The following is a 17338-nucleotide window of genomic DNA, read 5'->3' as shown; positions in this document are numbered from 1 at the left end:
ACTTTCCGGTACGGCAACAAAAAACCCGCAGGCTATCCATGTTCTGCGGGTTTAAATCTTTCGTCCGGGAAGTCCTTATTTTCCGGTAAGAATCAAATATTCCCAGGGTTCAAAATCGTAAGTGGTCTCCGCATCGATTTTCATATCCTTTCCATTCATATAGTCCGCGTAACTGCCTTCGGCTGCTACCGTAAACTGCAACGGTTCGTCAGACAGATTGGCGATAAAAATTACGCGGTCACCTTCTTTTTCCCGGGCAAAAGCCAGTACCTTTTCATCATCGGAAGTGGAAAACCGCTTGTATGCGGCGGCCTTTTTCCCGCCGTTCAGTGCATTGTTTTCATTTTTCAGCTTTCCGAGTTTCCGGTATAACGGGTAGAACTGCCCTTTTTTCTTAATGATCGTATCTTTTTCAAAAAAGAGCAATCTCTTGTCCATATCGTATTCCTGTCCACTGTAGATCAACGGCATCCCGGGAATGGCATAGGTCATGGCCGCAAAGGTTTCCGCAGCCTCTCCCATTCGCTCGAAAACCGTACCGTTCCAGGAGTTCTCATCGTGGTTGGAGGTAAAGTTCATAAAAATATCATCGGCTTCCAGCAGGGTGTCGTTTTTAGCCATGTAGGCATCCCAGTCCCCCACATTCTTTTTGCCCTGTGCGATCTCATTCAAAATATGGTGCCCTTCCCAGGCATACTGCATGTCAAAGGCTTTTTCGAGCAACCCGGGCTGTTCGGCTTCTGCAAGCATAAAAACGGGTTTTATTTCCCGCAAACTGTCGGCGGCATTTTCCCAGAAGTCCACGGGAACCTGATGAGCCACGTCACAGCGATAGCCGTCTATGTGCTCCTCTTCTATCCAGTAACGCATGTCCTTTATCATTTCCTCACGCATCTCACGGTTGTTGTAATTGAGGTCGGCCACGTCGGTCCATCCCCAGGATTCCCCCGTTTCGGGATTTATCGGGTCTATGATGTTCCCCTTTTCGTCCTGTGTGTAATATTCGGGGTGTTCTTTTACCCATACATGATCCCAGCCGGTATGGTTGGCCACCCAGTCCAGGATGACATACATGCCGTTATCGTGCGCTGTTTTGACCAGTTTGCGGAAATCTTCAAGCGTTCCGAATTCCGGGTTTACCCTGGTATAATCCGTAATAGCGTAATAGCTTCCCAACGATCCCTTGCTTTTGGTGGACGAAATGGGATAAACGGGCATCAACCAGATTACTTTCACCCCCAATTCTTTCAGTTCGGGAATATCTCTTGTGAAAGCGTTAAAACTTCCTTCTTCGGAATACTGCCGGATATTGGCCTCGTAGATCACAGCCGTTTCCAGCACCTCATCGGAAACGGGAGCCGGCTCCTGCTGTGGTTCCTCTTTTTTCTGCTGTTGTTTCCCTTCTTTTTTACAGGCGACCAGCGTACACATAATCGCCGCGAAAATGACTGTTTTTTTCATGTTGTATGTTGTATTTGACAGTGTTGTTTTAATAATTCTCCCTTATTCCAGTTCCAGTATCATTACGCTTTTGGGGGTAATCGTAATTTCATCCAGGTTCACGGTTTTTTCACTGATGATCTCTTTTCCCTTTGCTGAATTACCGATACTTTCCCGAAACCGGCCGGTCTTCACATTTTGGGTTTCCTTACTGTTATTGAGTATAACCATTACGGTATCGGTGTCGTTATACCGGAAATAGACATACACATTGTTTTCCGGCAGATAGTGTTTCGTTTTCCCGTTGTGGATTACCGGGGTCTGCTTTCGCCAGCTGAACAGCTTTGAAGTAAAATTGAAGTACTCCTTCTGCCTTTCCGTACGGCCTTTTGCGGTGAATGCATTGTTCTCATCACTTTTCCAGCCCCCCGGAAAATCCCGGCGGATATCGCCGTCGCCATTGTCCTTGTTCCCGGTCATACCTATTTCACTTCCGTAATACAGTTGCGGAATACCCCGGACTGTGGCGATCACTGCCGTAGCCATTTTGTATTTTCTCAAATCACCGTCATACACATGATTAATGCGCTGTGTATCGTGATTCTCCATGAATACAAGTACATTATTAATGTCCGGATAGAGAAAATCGTTTACAAAATTGTTGTACACTTTTACCATTCCCTTGTCCCACGAAGCCTTGTCTTCATCAAACACTACACTGAGCGCATCGTGCAGGGTAAAGTCCATTACACCGGGAAGATGGGAATTAAAATCCTGAAGTGCACCTATCTTACTATCCTTCTGCCAGTAGGCGATCTGTGCCTGGTCGTGCAGCCATATTTCCCCTACGATATTAAAATGGGGGTATTCGTCCGTAATGGCTTTGGTCCATTTGGCAATACCCTCTTTGTCGTTATAGGAATAGGTATCTACCCGAAAACCGTCCAGTCCCGCATATTCGATCCACCAGAGGGCATTCTGGATCAGGTAATTCAATACCAGCGGATTGCTTTGGTTCAGGTCGGGCATGGTAGAAACGAACCATCCGTCCACACAATACCTCCTGTCGATATCCGATGCATTGGGGTCATATTGTGTTTCCATCCGGTAATTGGAATTGGCATAGCCGGCTCTTCGATCTTGCTCAGGCAACTGAGAGTTGTCGCCGCCGGGGAACTGGTGTATCCAGTTGTATGTAGGCAGGTCCTTTATCATCCAGTGCTCCGCTCCCCAGTGATTGGTCACGTAATCCATCAGGAGTTTCATGTCCCGTTCGTGCAGTTCGTCTGCCAGGCGTTTATAGTCTTCATTACTGCCGTAGCGCGGGTCTATACGGTACACATTGCTCTGTGCATAGGTGTGATAGGAGTATTCCGGGTCGTTGTCTTCCAGCAGGGGGGTACTCCATACCGCTGTTGCCCCGAGTTCCTCAATATAATCCAGGTGATCCATAATACCTTGCAGGTCTCCCCCGTGGCGCCCTCCCTGTTTATCCCGGTCGGCCTTTTCGGCCATTTCCGGATGCGAATCGTTTTCCGGGTTTCCGTTGGCAAACCTGTCGGGCATCAGCAGGTAAATAACATCCGAACTGTCAAACCCCTTTCGCAATGCCGAGCCCGCTTCCCTTGCCCTGAATTCATAAGTGTAGTTGTCCGCTACTGTTCCACCGTTTTTAAGTGTGAGCTCATATTTCCCTGCGGATACATCTTTTGTGCTTACGGTAACGAACAGGTAATTCGGGTTTTCGGTCTTCCGGACATTGCGGATGGTCACCCCTTTCATTTCCGGTGTAGAACGGGCGATATCCTTCCCGTAGATCATGAGTTGTAACTCATCCCTGTGCATCCCGCTCCACCAGAAGGGGGGGGCTACTTTTTCTATCTTCTGCGCAGTTAGAAGCGCCGCATTCAGAAAAAATAATATATAAAGTATCTTTTTCATTTGAAAACGTATTTGGACATAGGATGTAAGACCCGGGACTTAAAAACTATTTCGTAATCCGTCTTTAGTACATGACAAAATTTGTTTTATTCAGATGTATCGGAAAATCAGTTTCCTCCTCACCCTAAAGGGAACCTGATTTTCCTCGATTTGCCCTTTAGGTAATGCATTGCGCCCGGTCAAAACGGATGGGAAACAACATCGAGGAAAATCCATCTGAATTGCATTTTGTCACGTTCTAAAAATTTCGTCATACGTCCTGAATCTTACAGTCCTGCATCAGTTATTGAACAGCTACCGGATTTCCGGGCTCCACGATCACCTGTTTTCCGTTCACCACTACCGTAAGGGATTCGTTCCCTTCGAGGGCAAACCCGGTTCCTCTGGCATTGACATCAACTTTCAATACCTGTCCCCTGAAATTGATCTTAAAGGAATAGCCTTTCCATTGTTCCGGGATCTTCGGACTGAAATGCAATACGCTATCCTTTACACGCATTCCGCCGAAACCTTCCACGATGCTCATCCAGGTACCGGCCATAGAGGTGATATGACACCCTTCTTTCACTTCCCTGTTATAGTCGTCCAGATCGAGGCGCGACGTTCGCAGGTAAAAGGCATAGGCCTGTTCCATTCTTCCGAGAAGTGCAGCCTGGATGGAATGCACACAGGGCGACAGGGACGATTCATGCACCGTAAACGGTTCGTAAAAATCGAAGTGCCTTTCCAGTTCCTCCCGGGTGAAATGATCTTCGAAAAAGTAAAACCCCTGTAAGACATCGGCCTGTTTGATATAAGGCGAACGCAATATGCGGTCCCACGACCATTTCTGGTTCAGGGGGCGTTGCGCTGCATCCAGGTCTGCTACTTTTACCAGTTCCTTGTCCAGGAAACCGTCTTGCTGCAGGTATACATCGTGTTCTTCGGAATAGGGGAAGTACATATTGCCCACAACTTCTTTCCAATGTGCTGTTTCGTTATCAGACAACTTCGTTTTTGCCACAATCCGGGAATGGTCTGCTACATATTCTTCCTTTACTTTCTGCACCTGCTCCACAGCATATTCCAGGCACCACTTTGCTATGTAATTGGTATACCAGTTATTGTTAACATTGTTTTCGTATTCGTTGGGCCCGGTAACTCCCAGGATCACATATTTGTCTTTTGCCGTGGAATAGGTTGCCCGTTGCGCCCAGAACCGTGCTATGCCGATAAGCACTTCCAGTCCCTTTTCGGGGATATAGCTGTAATCTCCCGTATAGCAGTAATACCTGTATATGGCAAAGGCAATGGCCCCGTTGCGGTGTATTTCCTCGAAGGTGATCTCCCATTCGTTGTGACATTCCTCACCATTCATCGTTACCATGGGATAGAGGGCAGCACCATTGCCAAAGCCGAGTTTTTCAGCGTTTTCTATGGCTTTATCCAATTGATTGTACCTGTAAGACAACAGGTTTCGTGCCACCTGCTGGTTTTTGGTGGCCATGTAGAAAGGCAGGCAGTACGCTTCGGTATCCCAGTACGTACTTCCGCCGTATTTTTCGCCTGTAAACCCCTTGGGGCCGATGTTGAGCCGTGCATCGCGTCCCAGATAGGTCTGGTTCAACTGAAAGATATTAAAACGTATACCCTGTTGCGCCTTAACATCCCCTTCGATGGTGATATCTGCCATTTCCCATATTGCGGCCCAGGCATCCTGTTGCGCTTTCAGCAGGGCCTCATATCCTTTTTCCGCAGCCTTTTGAATGACTTGCCGTGCGGCGGTAACCAGTTTGTCCTTATCGTGATTAAAAGAAACGGTATAGCCTCCCAGTTTTTGAATTGTGGCTGTCTCTCCCTGTTGTACCGGGACCTCATAGGCAAACTGCACTTTGTCTTCTGCAGATTCCGTAGCTACCGGCTCAAGTTGCAATTCCTTTTCATTCAGAAAAAGGGTATTGTGCATGAACGTGGCCACACGGAAATGCGTCTTGAACGTTTGTGCCACAACAAAAGCTTCCCTTCCGGACGATCTCGTTTCCAGCGGTTCCCAGAATTTTTCATCCCAGTTGGCATCCTCATTGGTAATTCCGGCATCGACATAAGGGCAGAAAACTATTTTCGCCTCCCTGTTCAACGGAGTGACTTCATATTTTATAACGCCCAGTTCGTCGGTTTCCAGGGAAAGGAAGCGGCGGGCCTCCACCCGGATTTCTGTCCCGTTCTGTAATGTAGCTTCGAACGATCGGTGGTGCCAGCCTTCTTTCATGTTCAGTTCCCGACGGAATCCCCGTACTTCTTTACATTTGGCCAGGTCCAGTTTTTCTCCGTTGATCTTCACATCAATACCTATCCAGTTCGGAGCATTGAGCACTTTTGCAAAATACTCGGGATAACCGTTTTTCCACCAGCCTACCCGGGTTTTATCGGGATAATACAGCCCGGCAATATAACTGCCCTGAAACGTGGGGCCCGAATAGCTTTCCTCAAAATTGGCCCGTTGCCCCATAGCCCCGTTGCCCATACTGAACAGGCTTTCGGACGATTCCATCCTGTCCCTGTCAAATCCTTCTTCTACAATCGACCATTCTTTTGGTATAATATAATCCTGATTCATTTTTCTTTGTTAATTTTTATTTTGATTACCCTTTCTCAATAGAGACGCACGGCCGTACGTCTTTACGGGTTTATTGGTTGTTTTTCGGGGATTGAGCTAAAAGAGCTTCCACATCGATTTGTGTAAAATCGGGAAAGACGCGGTCGGCTTCTTTCAGCACATCGGCTTCGCCGATGCCTATGCTAAGCATTCCGGCAGTATTGGCAGCGGCTATTCCTGCTACCGAATCCTCAAAGACCACACAGGCTGTGGCATCTACATCCAGCTGCTCCGCGGCCAGTACAAAAACCTCCGGGTCGGGCTTGGCTTCAGACACGTCATTGCCGTCTACAATAACATCAAAAAGGAATATGATCCCTGTTTTTTCCAGGATGATCCTTGCATTTTTACTGGCGGAACCAAGAGCTATTCCGGCTCCTTTTTTCTTCAGCAACCGCAATGCGGGGAGTACGCCCGGCAGGACCTCCTTTTCATCCATGCGATTTACATACCGGAGATAATCCTCGTTTTTCTGTTGCATCCATTCTTTTTTTTCTTCTTCTGTAGCCTCGACATTGCCCAGTGCCAGGAGGATTTCCAGGGAATGCGTCCTGCTCACTCCTTTAAGGCGCTCGTTGTCCTGTATGGTGAAACCGATCCCGAGATCTTCCGCGAGTTTTTTCCACGCCAGGAAATGATATTTGGCCGTATCTACAATGACCCCGTCCAGGTCGAAAATAAATCCTTTCATATTTAGTGTTCGGTTATTGTGTTTAATGGGTTAAATACGTTAGCGGGTTATTATCAGTAGTTGCTGAGTTATCAGGTATGACCTAATAACCCAATGACATATCAGCTATTGCTGCCTGTTTTCTGCTTCGTCCACATCATCCACGCGGAAAACGAGGATGGCGGCCAGCAAAAAAGATACGCCGCTGACCATAATGGCATAAATGGCATTACCTCCGTAAAGGTATTTTACCATAGGGCCGCCTATAAGCGCATTAATGATCTGCGGAATAACGATAAAGAAGTTGAATATGCCCATGTAAACCCCCATTTTCCTGGCGGGAATAGCCCCGGCCAGAATGGCATAGGGCATAGCAAGAATGCTGGCCCAGGCAATACCCACGGCAAGCATTGATGCAATAAGCCAGTACTGGTCGGGAGCAAAATAGACGGAAATCAGTCCTATCCCTCCTATAACAAGTGAAATGGCATGGGTGGATTTTCGCCCTAATTTTTTGGCTATGACCGGCAGAAAAAAGGCAAATACGGCAGATACCGCATTATAAACGCCAAACAGCACACCAACCCAGTCTCCCGCAGTTTGGTATGTACTACTCTGCGAATCATCGAGGGGAAGTCCGTAAATATGATGGGCTATGGCCGGAGTGGAAAACACCCACATGCCGAACAGGCCGAACCAGGAAAAGAATTGTACCCAACTGAGTTGCCTCATGGTTTTGGGCATTTTTACAAAATCGGTAAAAATGTTGATGAGCCCCGATTTTTCTTCGGCCTCTTCCGGTTCATCGGGTTCCATACCGGTAAGTTCTTCGGGCGTATATTCTTTGGTAATGACTACCGTGAGCAGAATACTGGCCAGAAGTATCACGGCCCCGATAACAAAGGAAAACAACAGATTAAGCGGAACTTTCCCTACTTCTGCTTCATTGGATATCCCTACCCAGTTAGCCAGTATATAGGGCAACCAGGAACCGACAACAGCACCAATCCCTATCAACACCGTTTGTATGCTAAAACCAAGGGTACGCTGATCGGAAGGCAGATTGTCCGCTACCAGTGCACGGAAAGGTTCCATGGCAACATTAAAGGAAGCGTCCATGATCATCAGCATTCCGGCCCCTACCCAAAGGGAAGGGAGAAAAGCGACAAAAATATCTGCTTTGGGCATGAGCACCAGGCCAATCGACGCCAGTACGGCACCCGTAAGAAAAAACGGCCGCCTGCGCCCCAGCCGGGTCCAGGTCCTGTCGCTGTAATATCCTATAACGGGCTGAACGATAAGACCGGTTAACGGAGCAACCAGCCAAAACCAGGACAACTCGTGTACGTCTGCCCCGAAAATCTGTAAAATTCTGCTGGCATTAGCATTCTGGAGGGCAAAACCCATCTGTATTCCCAGAAAACCGAAACTCATGTTCCATATTTCCAGGAAACTCATTTTACGCTTTTTCATTATCGTAATTTACATTAATACTACGATAAGCGCTATGACTTATCAAGACTTATAGATCGGGTGAGAAGTAAAATTATAAGCCTTGACGGGTGTAAATATAGTATATTTTTTCCGGGTAAGTAGTTAGTTTACAAGTTTTTTGCACTACAACGTTGTAGTAAACAGGATATCTGAAGTACTTCAGAACCCCTTCACTTCTTTGTACTTTCACGTTCGGTAATAGAGGTCTTGATCACTTCGGTTACATACAGCTCTTCGTCCGCTTCATCATTTTCCAGTCGCTGTATCAGCATTTTTGCAGCCATTTCCCCCATTTCAAGTCCGTGTTGCGCCACAGTGGTCAGGGCGGGGAAGGCATATTTGGACAATATACCGTCGGTAAAGCCCATAAAGGAAATATCCTGGGGGATTTCATATCCCCGCTTCCGGGCTTCTTTCATCGCGGTAACGGCAAACAGTTCGTTAACGGCAAAGACCCCGTCGAACTTACCGGTATCGAAAAGCTGTGCGATCTGCCTTTCACAGTTGTCTATGTCCTCTATTTTTACGATCAGGGACTCGTCTGCTTCCCTTCCCGCCTCTTTCAGTGCCTTGAGGTATCCTTCGGTCCGCAGTTTGCCTACGCTTACATAATCTATCGTACTCAAAAGGGCAATTCGTTTGCAGCCGGTATCCATCATGTATTTCACTGCCTTTGAAGCTCCTTCCACATCGTCTATCACCACCTTGTCACAGGCTATTTCTTCCACTACACGGTCGAACATTACCAGCGGCATGCCCTGATTGATGACCTCCTGCAGGTGACGAAAGTCCTTTTTGGATTGTGTTTCCTTGGACAAGGACAGGATAAACCCGTCAATACTCCCGTTGGCAAGGGTTTCCATATTGATCACTTCCTTGTCAAAGGATTCGTCAGACAAACATACGATCACATTATACCCTGCCTTGTTGGCTTCCCGCTCAATACCGCTGATAACCGTGGTAAAAAAGTGATGCACGATCTCAGGAATGATAACACCTATATTTTTTGTCTTCCGGTTTTTAAGGCTTATGGCAATATTATTGGGCCTGTAATTCAGCAGTTTTGCAAAGGCCTGCACTTTTTGCCGGGTATCCAGACTTATTTCCTTACTGTCCCGTAATGCCTTGGACACCGTGGAAACGGACACATCCAGCTCCCGGGCGATCTCTTTTATGGTAACTTTCTTTTTCATTATGTATTTTTTGGACAGAAGACAGATGACGGAAGTCGGGGATATACATCTGTCACGGGTCATCAGTCATCCGTCATCGGTCAACTCCTTACAAAGATACCTCTTCTTTTATAATGGTCAGAACTACCTTAAAAAAATCGAAAACAAGCGCCGAAAAACAATCCTTTTTTCCTGAGGTTATCCTTCCCGGATCATCTTTTTTTGGCAATACGGCAATTACTTACACGATAAATTCATAATTCGACAATTTCACCGGTTAAAAACTAAAAATACAGCCGGTTTTCAAAAAGTTTTTCACACGAAAACGTTGTAATGACCTCCCCTGCATTTACTTAACATAAAATTTACATAGTTTTAGCTCCGGGAAGTAAAATTATAAGCCTGATTTTTAATTAAATCAACAAAAAATTGCATGAAAAGTACGCGAAAATGTATTTCGTGTACACTCTTAAAATCAAATCAATCTACAACATGAAAACATTCCATATTTACGCCTTGCTGTTGTTCTCTTTATGCATTCCCCCGGGTGCATATGCTCAAACAGCAGTAAACGGAACGGTAACAGAAACAGGCAACTCCACTCCGTTGCCGGGAGTGAATGTCGTTGTCAAGGGCACAACCGTAGGAACCACTACTGATTTTGACGGTAACTACAGCATAGAGGCTTCCGAAGGAGATGTACTGGTCTTTTCCTATATCGGGTTCAAGACCGTTGAAAAGACCCTAACCGGAACTACGCTCAACGTCACCATGCAGGAAGACACACAACAACTTGATGAAGTGGTGCTTATAGGATACGGACAGGTAAAAAAGAAAGACGCTACCGGGTCGGTAACCACAGTCAAAAGCGATGATTTCAACAACGGTATGGTAGTGTCGCCCGACCAGCTTATTTCCGGAAAAACCGCAGGGGTACAGATCACTTCCAGTGGCGGACAGCCGGGTGCAGGTGCCAATATCCGTATCAGGGGCGGAGCTTCCCTTAATGCCAGTAATGACCCGCTGATCGTTATTGACGGAGTCCCGGTAGACAAGGAAGGTATAGCCGGGGTGAGTAACCCGCTCAATATTGTCAACCCCAACGACATTGAGAGCTTTACAGTCTTAAAAGATGCCTCCGCAGCAGCGATTTACGGGTCGAGGGCATCCAACGGGGTTATTATCATTACCACTAAAAAGGGAAGCAGCGGTGAACTGCAGTTCAATTACAACGCCAAAACTTCCGTAAGTACGGTCACGCAAACGGTGGACGCCTTTTCCGCCGATGCTTTCCGGGCACTTGTGCAGACCTACGGCAACGAAGACCAGCAGGCCCTGCTGAAAGGAAGCAATACCAACTGGCAGGATGTTATTTTCAGGGACGCCATAAGCTTTGACCAGAACTTCAGCGTAAAAGGCCAGTTATTCGGCAACACGCCCTTCCGTGCTTCGGTAGGATATACCGAACAGGACGGGATACTCAAAACATCTTCCATGGAGCGGTGGACGGGATCGTTCGGGCTAACACCCAGGTTCTTTGACAACCACCTGAAAGTGGACATCAATGTGAAAGGCATATTGAACGAAAGCAATTTTGCAGATACCGGAGCCATTGGCAGTGCCATACTGATGAACCCTACCAACCCGGTGTATGACAGCAGTATGCCCTTCGGCGGCTATTATGAAGAATATACGAACGGAGCCGTGGAAACCCTTGCGCCCCGAAATCCCCTGGCCCTGCTCAAACAAAGAGATAATACGGGAAATGTAAAACGCAGCGTGGGAAATATGGAACTCAACTATAAATTCCACTTTCTCCCCGAGCTCCGGGCCAACCTCAACCTGGGGTACGATGTATCCAAAGGTGAAAGGAACGACGCTATATCCACAGCATCTGCCAATTATTACAGGAACGGACAAGGCTACGGTCACCTGGAAACCGAATTCCAGACCAAGAGAAACCTCCTTATGGATTTTTACCTGAACTACACCAAATCGTTTGACGACAGCTTTGTTTCCAACCTGGACATTACGGCCGGACACTCCTATCAGTCTTTCAGTAACAACGGTTATAAAAATAACTACGACTATATCAACGACCAGGTCATTGTTACCCGGTACTACAATCCCGTTGTGATCGCTTCCTTCTTCGGAAGGGCAAACATTTCCATCAGGGACAAATATTTGCTGACGGCCACACTGCGAAGGGACGGTTCTTCGAGATTTGATCCGGACGTTCGCTGGGGGAACTTCCCGTCGGCCGCATTTGCGTGGAATATCTACAACGAACCCTGGTTACAGGATTCGGAAACGCTCAGCAACCTCAAACTCCGTATGGGCTGGGGGATCACCGGACAGCAGGACCTTCCCGGAAGGTATTTCCCTCACCTATCGGTGTACATGGCCGGGAACCAGCAGGTGCAGTATCCGTTCGGGGACAATTATTACACCACCTATCGCCCGAACCCGTACAGCAGCAGCCTAACCTGGGAAGAAACCACTACATACAATGCCGGACTGGATTACGGCTTCCTCGACAACCGCATCACCGGGGCCGTTGACGTGTATTACAGGAAGACAAAAGACCTTCTCAGTGAGGTATCAACACCTGCGGGAAGCAACCTGTCCAACGTGTTTGTCGATAACGTGGGGACCATGGAAAACAAGGGGCTCGAATTTCAACTGAATGCCACGGCCATACAGACCGAAAATTTTACCTGGGACCTCGGTGCCAACTTCACCTGGAACCAGTCTGAAGTTACAGGGCTCAACGCAAACACCGATTTTATCTCGGTACAGGACCGCAACATCAGCGGGGGCACGGGGCTCTTTAACCAGGTACACGCCGTTGGTGAAACACCGTACAGCTTTTACGTCTACGAACAGGTATATGACAGCGAAGGCAAACCCGTGGAAAATGTTTTTGTTGACCGCAACGGTGACGATGCCATTGACGATAACGACCGTTACATCCACAAATCTGCGCTCCCGGATATGTATTACGGATTTACCTCCCGGTTCCGCTACAAAAAATGGGACCTCAACATGGTATTCCGCGGGCAGGCCGGAAACTATGTGTATAACAACATCGACTCTAATATAGGTTTCCGCAACGGTGTGTTTACCAGTTCCACCTTCCTTACCAACCTCGTAGACAACTATAACGAAACCGGGTTTGTCAATGCGCCGGATGAGGTGCGCCTGTCCGACTACTACATTCAGGACGCTTCTTTCCTGAAACTGGACAATATCACCCTCGGGTATAATGCCGGGAATTTTCTGGGGAACAGCCTTTCCGCCCGTATTTACGGTTCCGTGCAGAACGTGTTCACCCTCACCGGGTATGACGGACTGGACCCCGAGGTACAGAACGGGAATGATTATAACATCTATCCCCGTCCGAGAACATTTCTCCTGGGACTGAGCCTGGATTTCTAAACAAAATTTTTAAGCGATTTGACATGAAAAAAATAAAGTTCAACTCTATACATGCAGGATTAATCGGGCTTTTTACGGTCCTCTTCTACTCCTGCACCAATGACCTGGATACTGAACCGCGTGTAGAACAGACTATCGACAATATCCTGGAAAACGATCCCGATGCCTATAAAGGGATGCTGGCCAAAATATACAGCGCCTTTATTCTCACCGGGCAGGAAACAACCGGGCAGACCGATGTGGTAGCCCCCGATGCCGGGGCCTCTTCCTACATCAGGAATTACTGGAATTTCCAGGTGTTAACCACAGACGAAGGCCTGAACCGCTGGGGAGACGGCGGACTGGACGCCCTGAACCAGCTCAACTGGACCGCGGGAAACAACTTTGTCCGGATACTGTACGACCGCATTTACCTGGAAATTGCGATGGTCAACAATTTTCTCCGGGAAACCGAAGGCGCCGAAAAAGAAGAGATCACCGACTTCAGGAACGAAGCCCGTTTTCTGAGGGCGCTGGCGTACTGGCATGCCATTGACATGTTCGGCAACGTACCTTTTGTTACCGAAGACGATCCCGTAGGGAATTTCGAACCGCCGAGATATACCCGGGAAGAACTGTTTGACTATGTGGAAAGCGAACTGCTGGAAATTGCCCCGCTTATGAAAGCACCGCGGTCCAACGAATACGCACGGGCAGACCGGGTAGCCGCATGGATGCTTCTGGCCAAGCTCTACCTGAACGCCGAAGTATATATCGGTGAGCCCCGGTATACGGAAGCACTGACTTACCTGAACAAAATCATCAACGAAGGCGGTTACACACTCGAATCCAACTACCAGGACCTTTTCCTGGCGGATAACGACAACTCCGGCGAGATCATTCTCCCGCTGGCTTCCGACGGACTTTACAGCCAGTCTTACGGCGGCACCACCTATATCATCCATGCCGGGATCAGCAATTCCACCATGGACCCCGCAGATTACGGCGTAAACGGGGGCTGGGAAGGCAACCGGACCACTTCGGCATTTGCCGACCTTTTCGGTGACCTGGACACGAATAAAGACGGACGTGCCCTCTTGCATACCGAAGGACACATAAGGGAAAACACCGATTACACGGCATTCAATAACGGTTATGCCATTGCCAAATACAAAAACCTTACCTCCGCCGGGGAGATCGGTTCCGATACCAGCGGGGAATTCGTAGATACCGACTATCCCCTGTTCCGACTGGCAGATGCCTACCTGATGTATGCCGAAGCTGTAGTGAGGGGAGGTAACGGTGGAGACCCGTCTACCGCAGCAAACCTTGTAAACCAATTGAGGGAACGCGCCTACGGAGATACTTCCGGGAACATCACTTCCTCGGAACTGACACTGGATTTTATCCTTGACGAAAGAGGGAGGGAACTCTATTGGGAAGGACACCGCAGGACCGACCTTATCCGCTTCGGGAAGTTTACAGGCAGTGAATACCTGTGGCCCTGGAAAGGCGGCAGCCTGAACGGTTCCGGTGTAGAATCGTTCCGCACATTACTCCCCATACCGCTCACCGACCTGAGTGTAAACACCAACCTGGTACAAAACCCGGGATATTAAATATACGGGATCGGGATGCCGGGTTTTGCCTGCATCCCAAAACCCCGTAGTACTAACCTGAAAACACATTAAAATGAAAACACCGAATATTATAGCGGCCCTTGTGCTTTCCTCCGGATTGTTATGGGCATGTTCAGAAGATGATGACAGCCCCGTAATTATTGCCAGCGATGCGCCCGTAATTACGGCACCGACCTCGGGAAACAGTTATACCCTCACCGAAGAAAATGCTGCGGAGCAGGCAGACCGTTTTGTATGGAACAAGGCCAATTTCAATGTCCCCACACAAGTCAACTACAGTTTGCAGGCCGACCTTACGGGTAACGATTTCCAGTCTCCCGAAATCCTCGGGGAAACCACAGCCACACAACTCGAAGTGAGTGTCGAACACCTCAACAACACAGCGCTTGCACTGGGACTCTCCCCGGAAGAAACCGCTACATTACAGCTAAGGGTCACGGCTTCGGTTAACGATGATTTTGAAAACCTGACCTCGGAAGCTATCGATATCAATGTCACTCCCTACAGTACAGAAGCTCCCGGACCATCCTATCTTTGGGTTCCCGGCGGTTTCCAGGCAGCAGGTGGTTACGGTGGTGACTGGAGTCCCGCCGAAGCGCCTCAACTCATATCGTCGGCTTCCTCCGCAACGGAATTCGAAGGCTATGTGTACTTTGCCGGTGATGCAGAATATAAATTCACCGCCGCACCCGAATGGGGGAATGGAGAATACGGCGACGGCGGATCGGGCACATTGCTGCTCAATGACGGGCCGAACCTGTCTGCCCCGGCCGGCTATTACAGGATACAGGTAAATACCGAAACACTGACCTATACCCTCCTGGATACCGACTGGGCCGTGATCGGGGATGCCATACCCGGGAATACCTGGGAAAATGATGTGGACATGACCTATGATGAGGACAGCAAGACCTGGAAAATAACCACCGATCTCCAGGCAGGAGAATTGAAGTTCCGTGCCAATGACAGCTGGGACCTTGATTATGGCGACGACAATGCCGATGGTTCACTCGAACAAGGCGGAACAAATATTGCCATAGCTTCCGGGGGCAACTACACCATAACCCTCGATCTGAGCACTCCGGGCGCATATACCTACACGGTAACGGCCAATTAACCGGTTAGTTGCTTTTCCAACAGAAAAACGGAATGTAAATGACTGTCCGTCATGCATTCCGTTTCTTTTCCACATACCATACCTGCTAAAAAACCAGATATTATGAGAACACCACACCAATTCTTCAGAATCCGTATCATCCCGTTTCTTTTTATTACAATATTAACCGCTTGCACTGACGATAACGGTAGCAACTATACCGTGGAACCTCCGGAATCCCTGCCCGAAAAAGCCGACCTTTCCGAATATGACAACGGAAAACGGGTAATGATGCAGGCCTTCTACTGGGATGTCGAACCCCGGTTCGAATGGTGGAACACCCTTTCCGGTAAAATAGAAGACTGGGCCGCATCCGGCATAGACCGCATATGGCTTCCCGTAGCTACCAAGGGACAGTCGGGCGGCTTTTCAATGGGATATGACCCTTCCGATTATTTTGATTTCGGGGAATTCGACCAGCACGGTACCGTACCCACGCGTTTCGGTACGCGGAAACAACTGGAAACACTCATCGGCAAGGCTCATGACAACGGACTGGAAGTCATTGCCGATATCGTACTCAACCACAATTCGGGCGGTGGGGAGGAATTCAACCCGCACCGGAATAAGAATACCCATACCCTTTTTGACGAAGAGCACGGTAATGCCTCCGGAAAATTCAACCGGAATTATGAAGATTTCCATCCCAACAGCATACACGAACATGATGAGGAAGCCCTTTTTTTCGAAGAGCAGGACCTGTGTCATCACCAGGTCCGGGTACAGGAATGGCTCTGGAAAGGAGAAAATTCCGTAGCAAAATATTACAAGAACGTTATGAAATTCGACGGCTGGCGTTTCGACTATGTAAAGGGTTACGGCCCCTGGGTGGTCAAAGCCTGGAATGATGAGACCGGCGGATTTTCAGTGGGAGAGTACTGGGACGGACATGTCCCCAATCTCGTGGAATGGACAGAGGCTTCGGGTTCTGCCGCTTTCGATTTTGCCTGTTTCTACAAACTGGACGAGGCCCTGGACCGAAACAGCGACCTTACCATCCTGGAAGAAGATATGCTGTGGAAAACCCATCCGGACAAGGCCGTAACTTTTGTGGCCAATCACGATACGGAAAAGGACGAAAACCCGGAGAACAATATCAGTACAGCCCGAAAAATGTTAGCTTATGCCTATATCCTCACCCACAACGGTTACCCGACCATTTTTTACAGCGATTATGAAAACAACAGTTATAAAACCCGGCTAAAAGCCCTTATACGCATCCACAACAGTATTGCTACCGGCGCTATAGAAGTATTGTACAGCAGCGCCGAAGAATACATCATGCTTCGGAACGGAGATGACGGCAATCCCGGGCTCATTTTATATATGAACATAAGCAGCAGCAACCGGCAAAGAACGGTACCTTCCGATTGGAAAAACAAAACCCTTGTGGATTATTCCGGGAATACAAATGCCTGGCTCCTCACCGACAATGAAGGACAGGTTACCGTAGAAGCTCCTGCAAAAAGTTTTGCCATCTGGTCCATCGCCGCCGACTAACTATTTTTAATTCAATAAAAAAGTTAAAATATTAACAATAATCCCTTTTTAATTTTTAATAAAGTAACATTTCCATAATACACCATCCGTTTTTTACGAAAAAATCAATATATTTAATAAGTTAATTTTTTGACTATAATTAAATTTATAAGTGTATTTTTTATACATATAACCATACAATCTCTTTCAAATTGAATATATGTTAAATTAACTAAAGTTATCAACACTACAACGTTTTCGTGATGAGCATGCATGGCGGTGATAAAAATTTCA

At 47.9% G+C, this 17338-nt stretch carries 10 protein-coding genes; 4 read left to right on the top strand and 6 right to left on the bottom strand.

Going from position 1 to position 17338, the window contains the following annotated elements; all coding sequences use genetic code 11:
• Positions 1-75 precede the first annotated feature (75 nt).
• The 6 genes from LS482_RS13855 to LS482_RS13830 form a co-directional block, all read right to left on the bottom strand.
• The gene (locus LS482_RS13855) at positions 76-1461 is read right to left on the bottom strand and encodes an alpha-amylase family glycosyl hydrolase (protein WP_233028111.1); all 1386 of its coding nucleotides are present in this window, start codon (positions 1459-1461) and stop codon (positions 76-78) included.
• Between the two features lie 42 nt (positions 1462-1503).
• Positions 1504-3381 (bottom strand): glycoside hydrolase family 13 protein, encoded by a 1878-nt coding sequence (locus LS482_RS13850; protein ID WP_233028110.1) that lies wholly within the window; start codon positions 3379-3381, stop codon positions 1504-1506.
• A gap of 283 nt (positions 3382-3664) precedes the next feature.
• A complete protein-coding gene (locus LS482_RS13845) occupies positions 3665-5977 on the bottom strand; it encodes a glycoside hydrolase family 65 protein (RefSeq protein WP_233028109.1) in 2313 nt (770 codons plus the stop codon).
• A 70-nt stretch (positions 5978-6047) separates the two neighbouring features.
• Entirely contained in the window at positions 6048-6707 is a 660-nt protein-coding gene (pgmB, locus tag LS482_RS13840; RefSeq protein WP_233028108.1) for a beta-phosphoglucomutase, read from the bottom strand.
• A gap of 105 nt (positions 6708-6812) precedes the next feature.
• On the bottom strand, positions 6813-8159 hold the full coding sequence (locus LS482_RS13835; protein ID WP_233028107.1) for an MFS transporter: 1347 nt from the start codon (positions 8157-8159) through the stop codon (positions 6813-6815).
• Between the two features lie 191 nt (positions 8160-8350).
• A complete protein-coding gene (locus tag LS482_RS13830; RefSeq protein WP_233028106.1) occupies positions 8351-9373 on the bottom strand; it encodes a LacI family DNA-binding transcriptional regulator in 1023 nt (340 codons plus the stop codon).
• Between the two features lie 471 nt (positions 9374-9844).
• Between LS482_RS13830 and LS482_RS13825 the strand changes: the two genes are divergently transcribed.
• The 4 genes from LS482_RS13825 (at position 9845) to LS482_RS13810 (ending at position 17065) form a co-directional block, all read left to right on the top strand.
• Entirely contained in the window at positions 9845-12790 is a 2946-nt protein-coding gene (locus LS482_RS13825; protein WP_233028105.1) for a SusC/RagA family TonB-linked outer membrane protein, read from the top strand.
• A gap of 23 nt (positions 12791-12813) precedes the next feature.
• The gene (locus LS482_RS13820; protein WP_233028104.1) at positions 12814-14388 is read left to right on the top strand and encodes a RagB/SusD family nutrient uptake outer membrane protein; all 1575 of its coding nucleotides are present in this window, start codon (positions 12814-12816) and stop codon (positions 14386-14388) included.
• A 73-nt stretch (positions 14389-14461) separates the two neighbouring features.
• Positions 14462-15526, top strand: coding sequence for a SusE domain-containing protein (locus LS482_RS13815; RefSeq protein WP_233028103.1), 1065 nt, complete (start codon positions 14462-14464; stop codon positions 15524-15526).
• Between the two features lie 102 nt (positions 15527-15628).
• Positions 15629-17065: an alpha-amylase gene (locus LS482_RS13810; RefSeq protein WP_233028102.1), complete on the top strand. Its 1437-nt coding sequence runs from the start codon at positions 15629-15631 to the stop codon at positions 17063-17065.
• The last annotated feature ends 273 nt before the right edge of the window (positions 17066-17338 follow it).

The organism is Sinomicrobium kalidii, from assembly GCF_021183825.1.
Taxonomy (GTDB): domain Bacteria; phylum Bacteroidota; class Bacteroidia; order Flavobacteriales; family Flavobacteriaceae; genus Sinomicrobium; species Sinomicrobium kalidii.
This window is presented reverse-complemented; position numbering and strand designations above follow the sequence as displayed.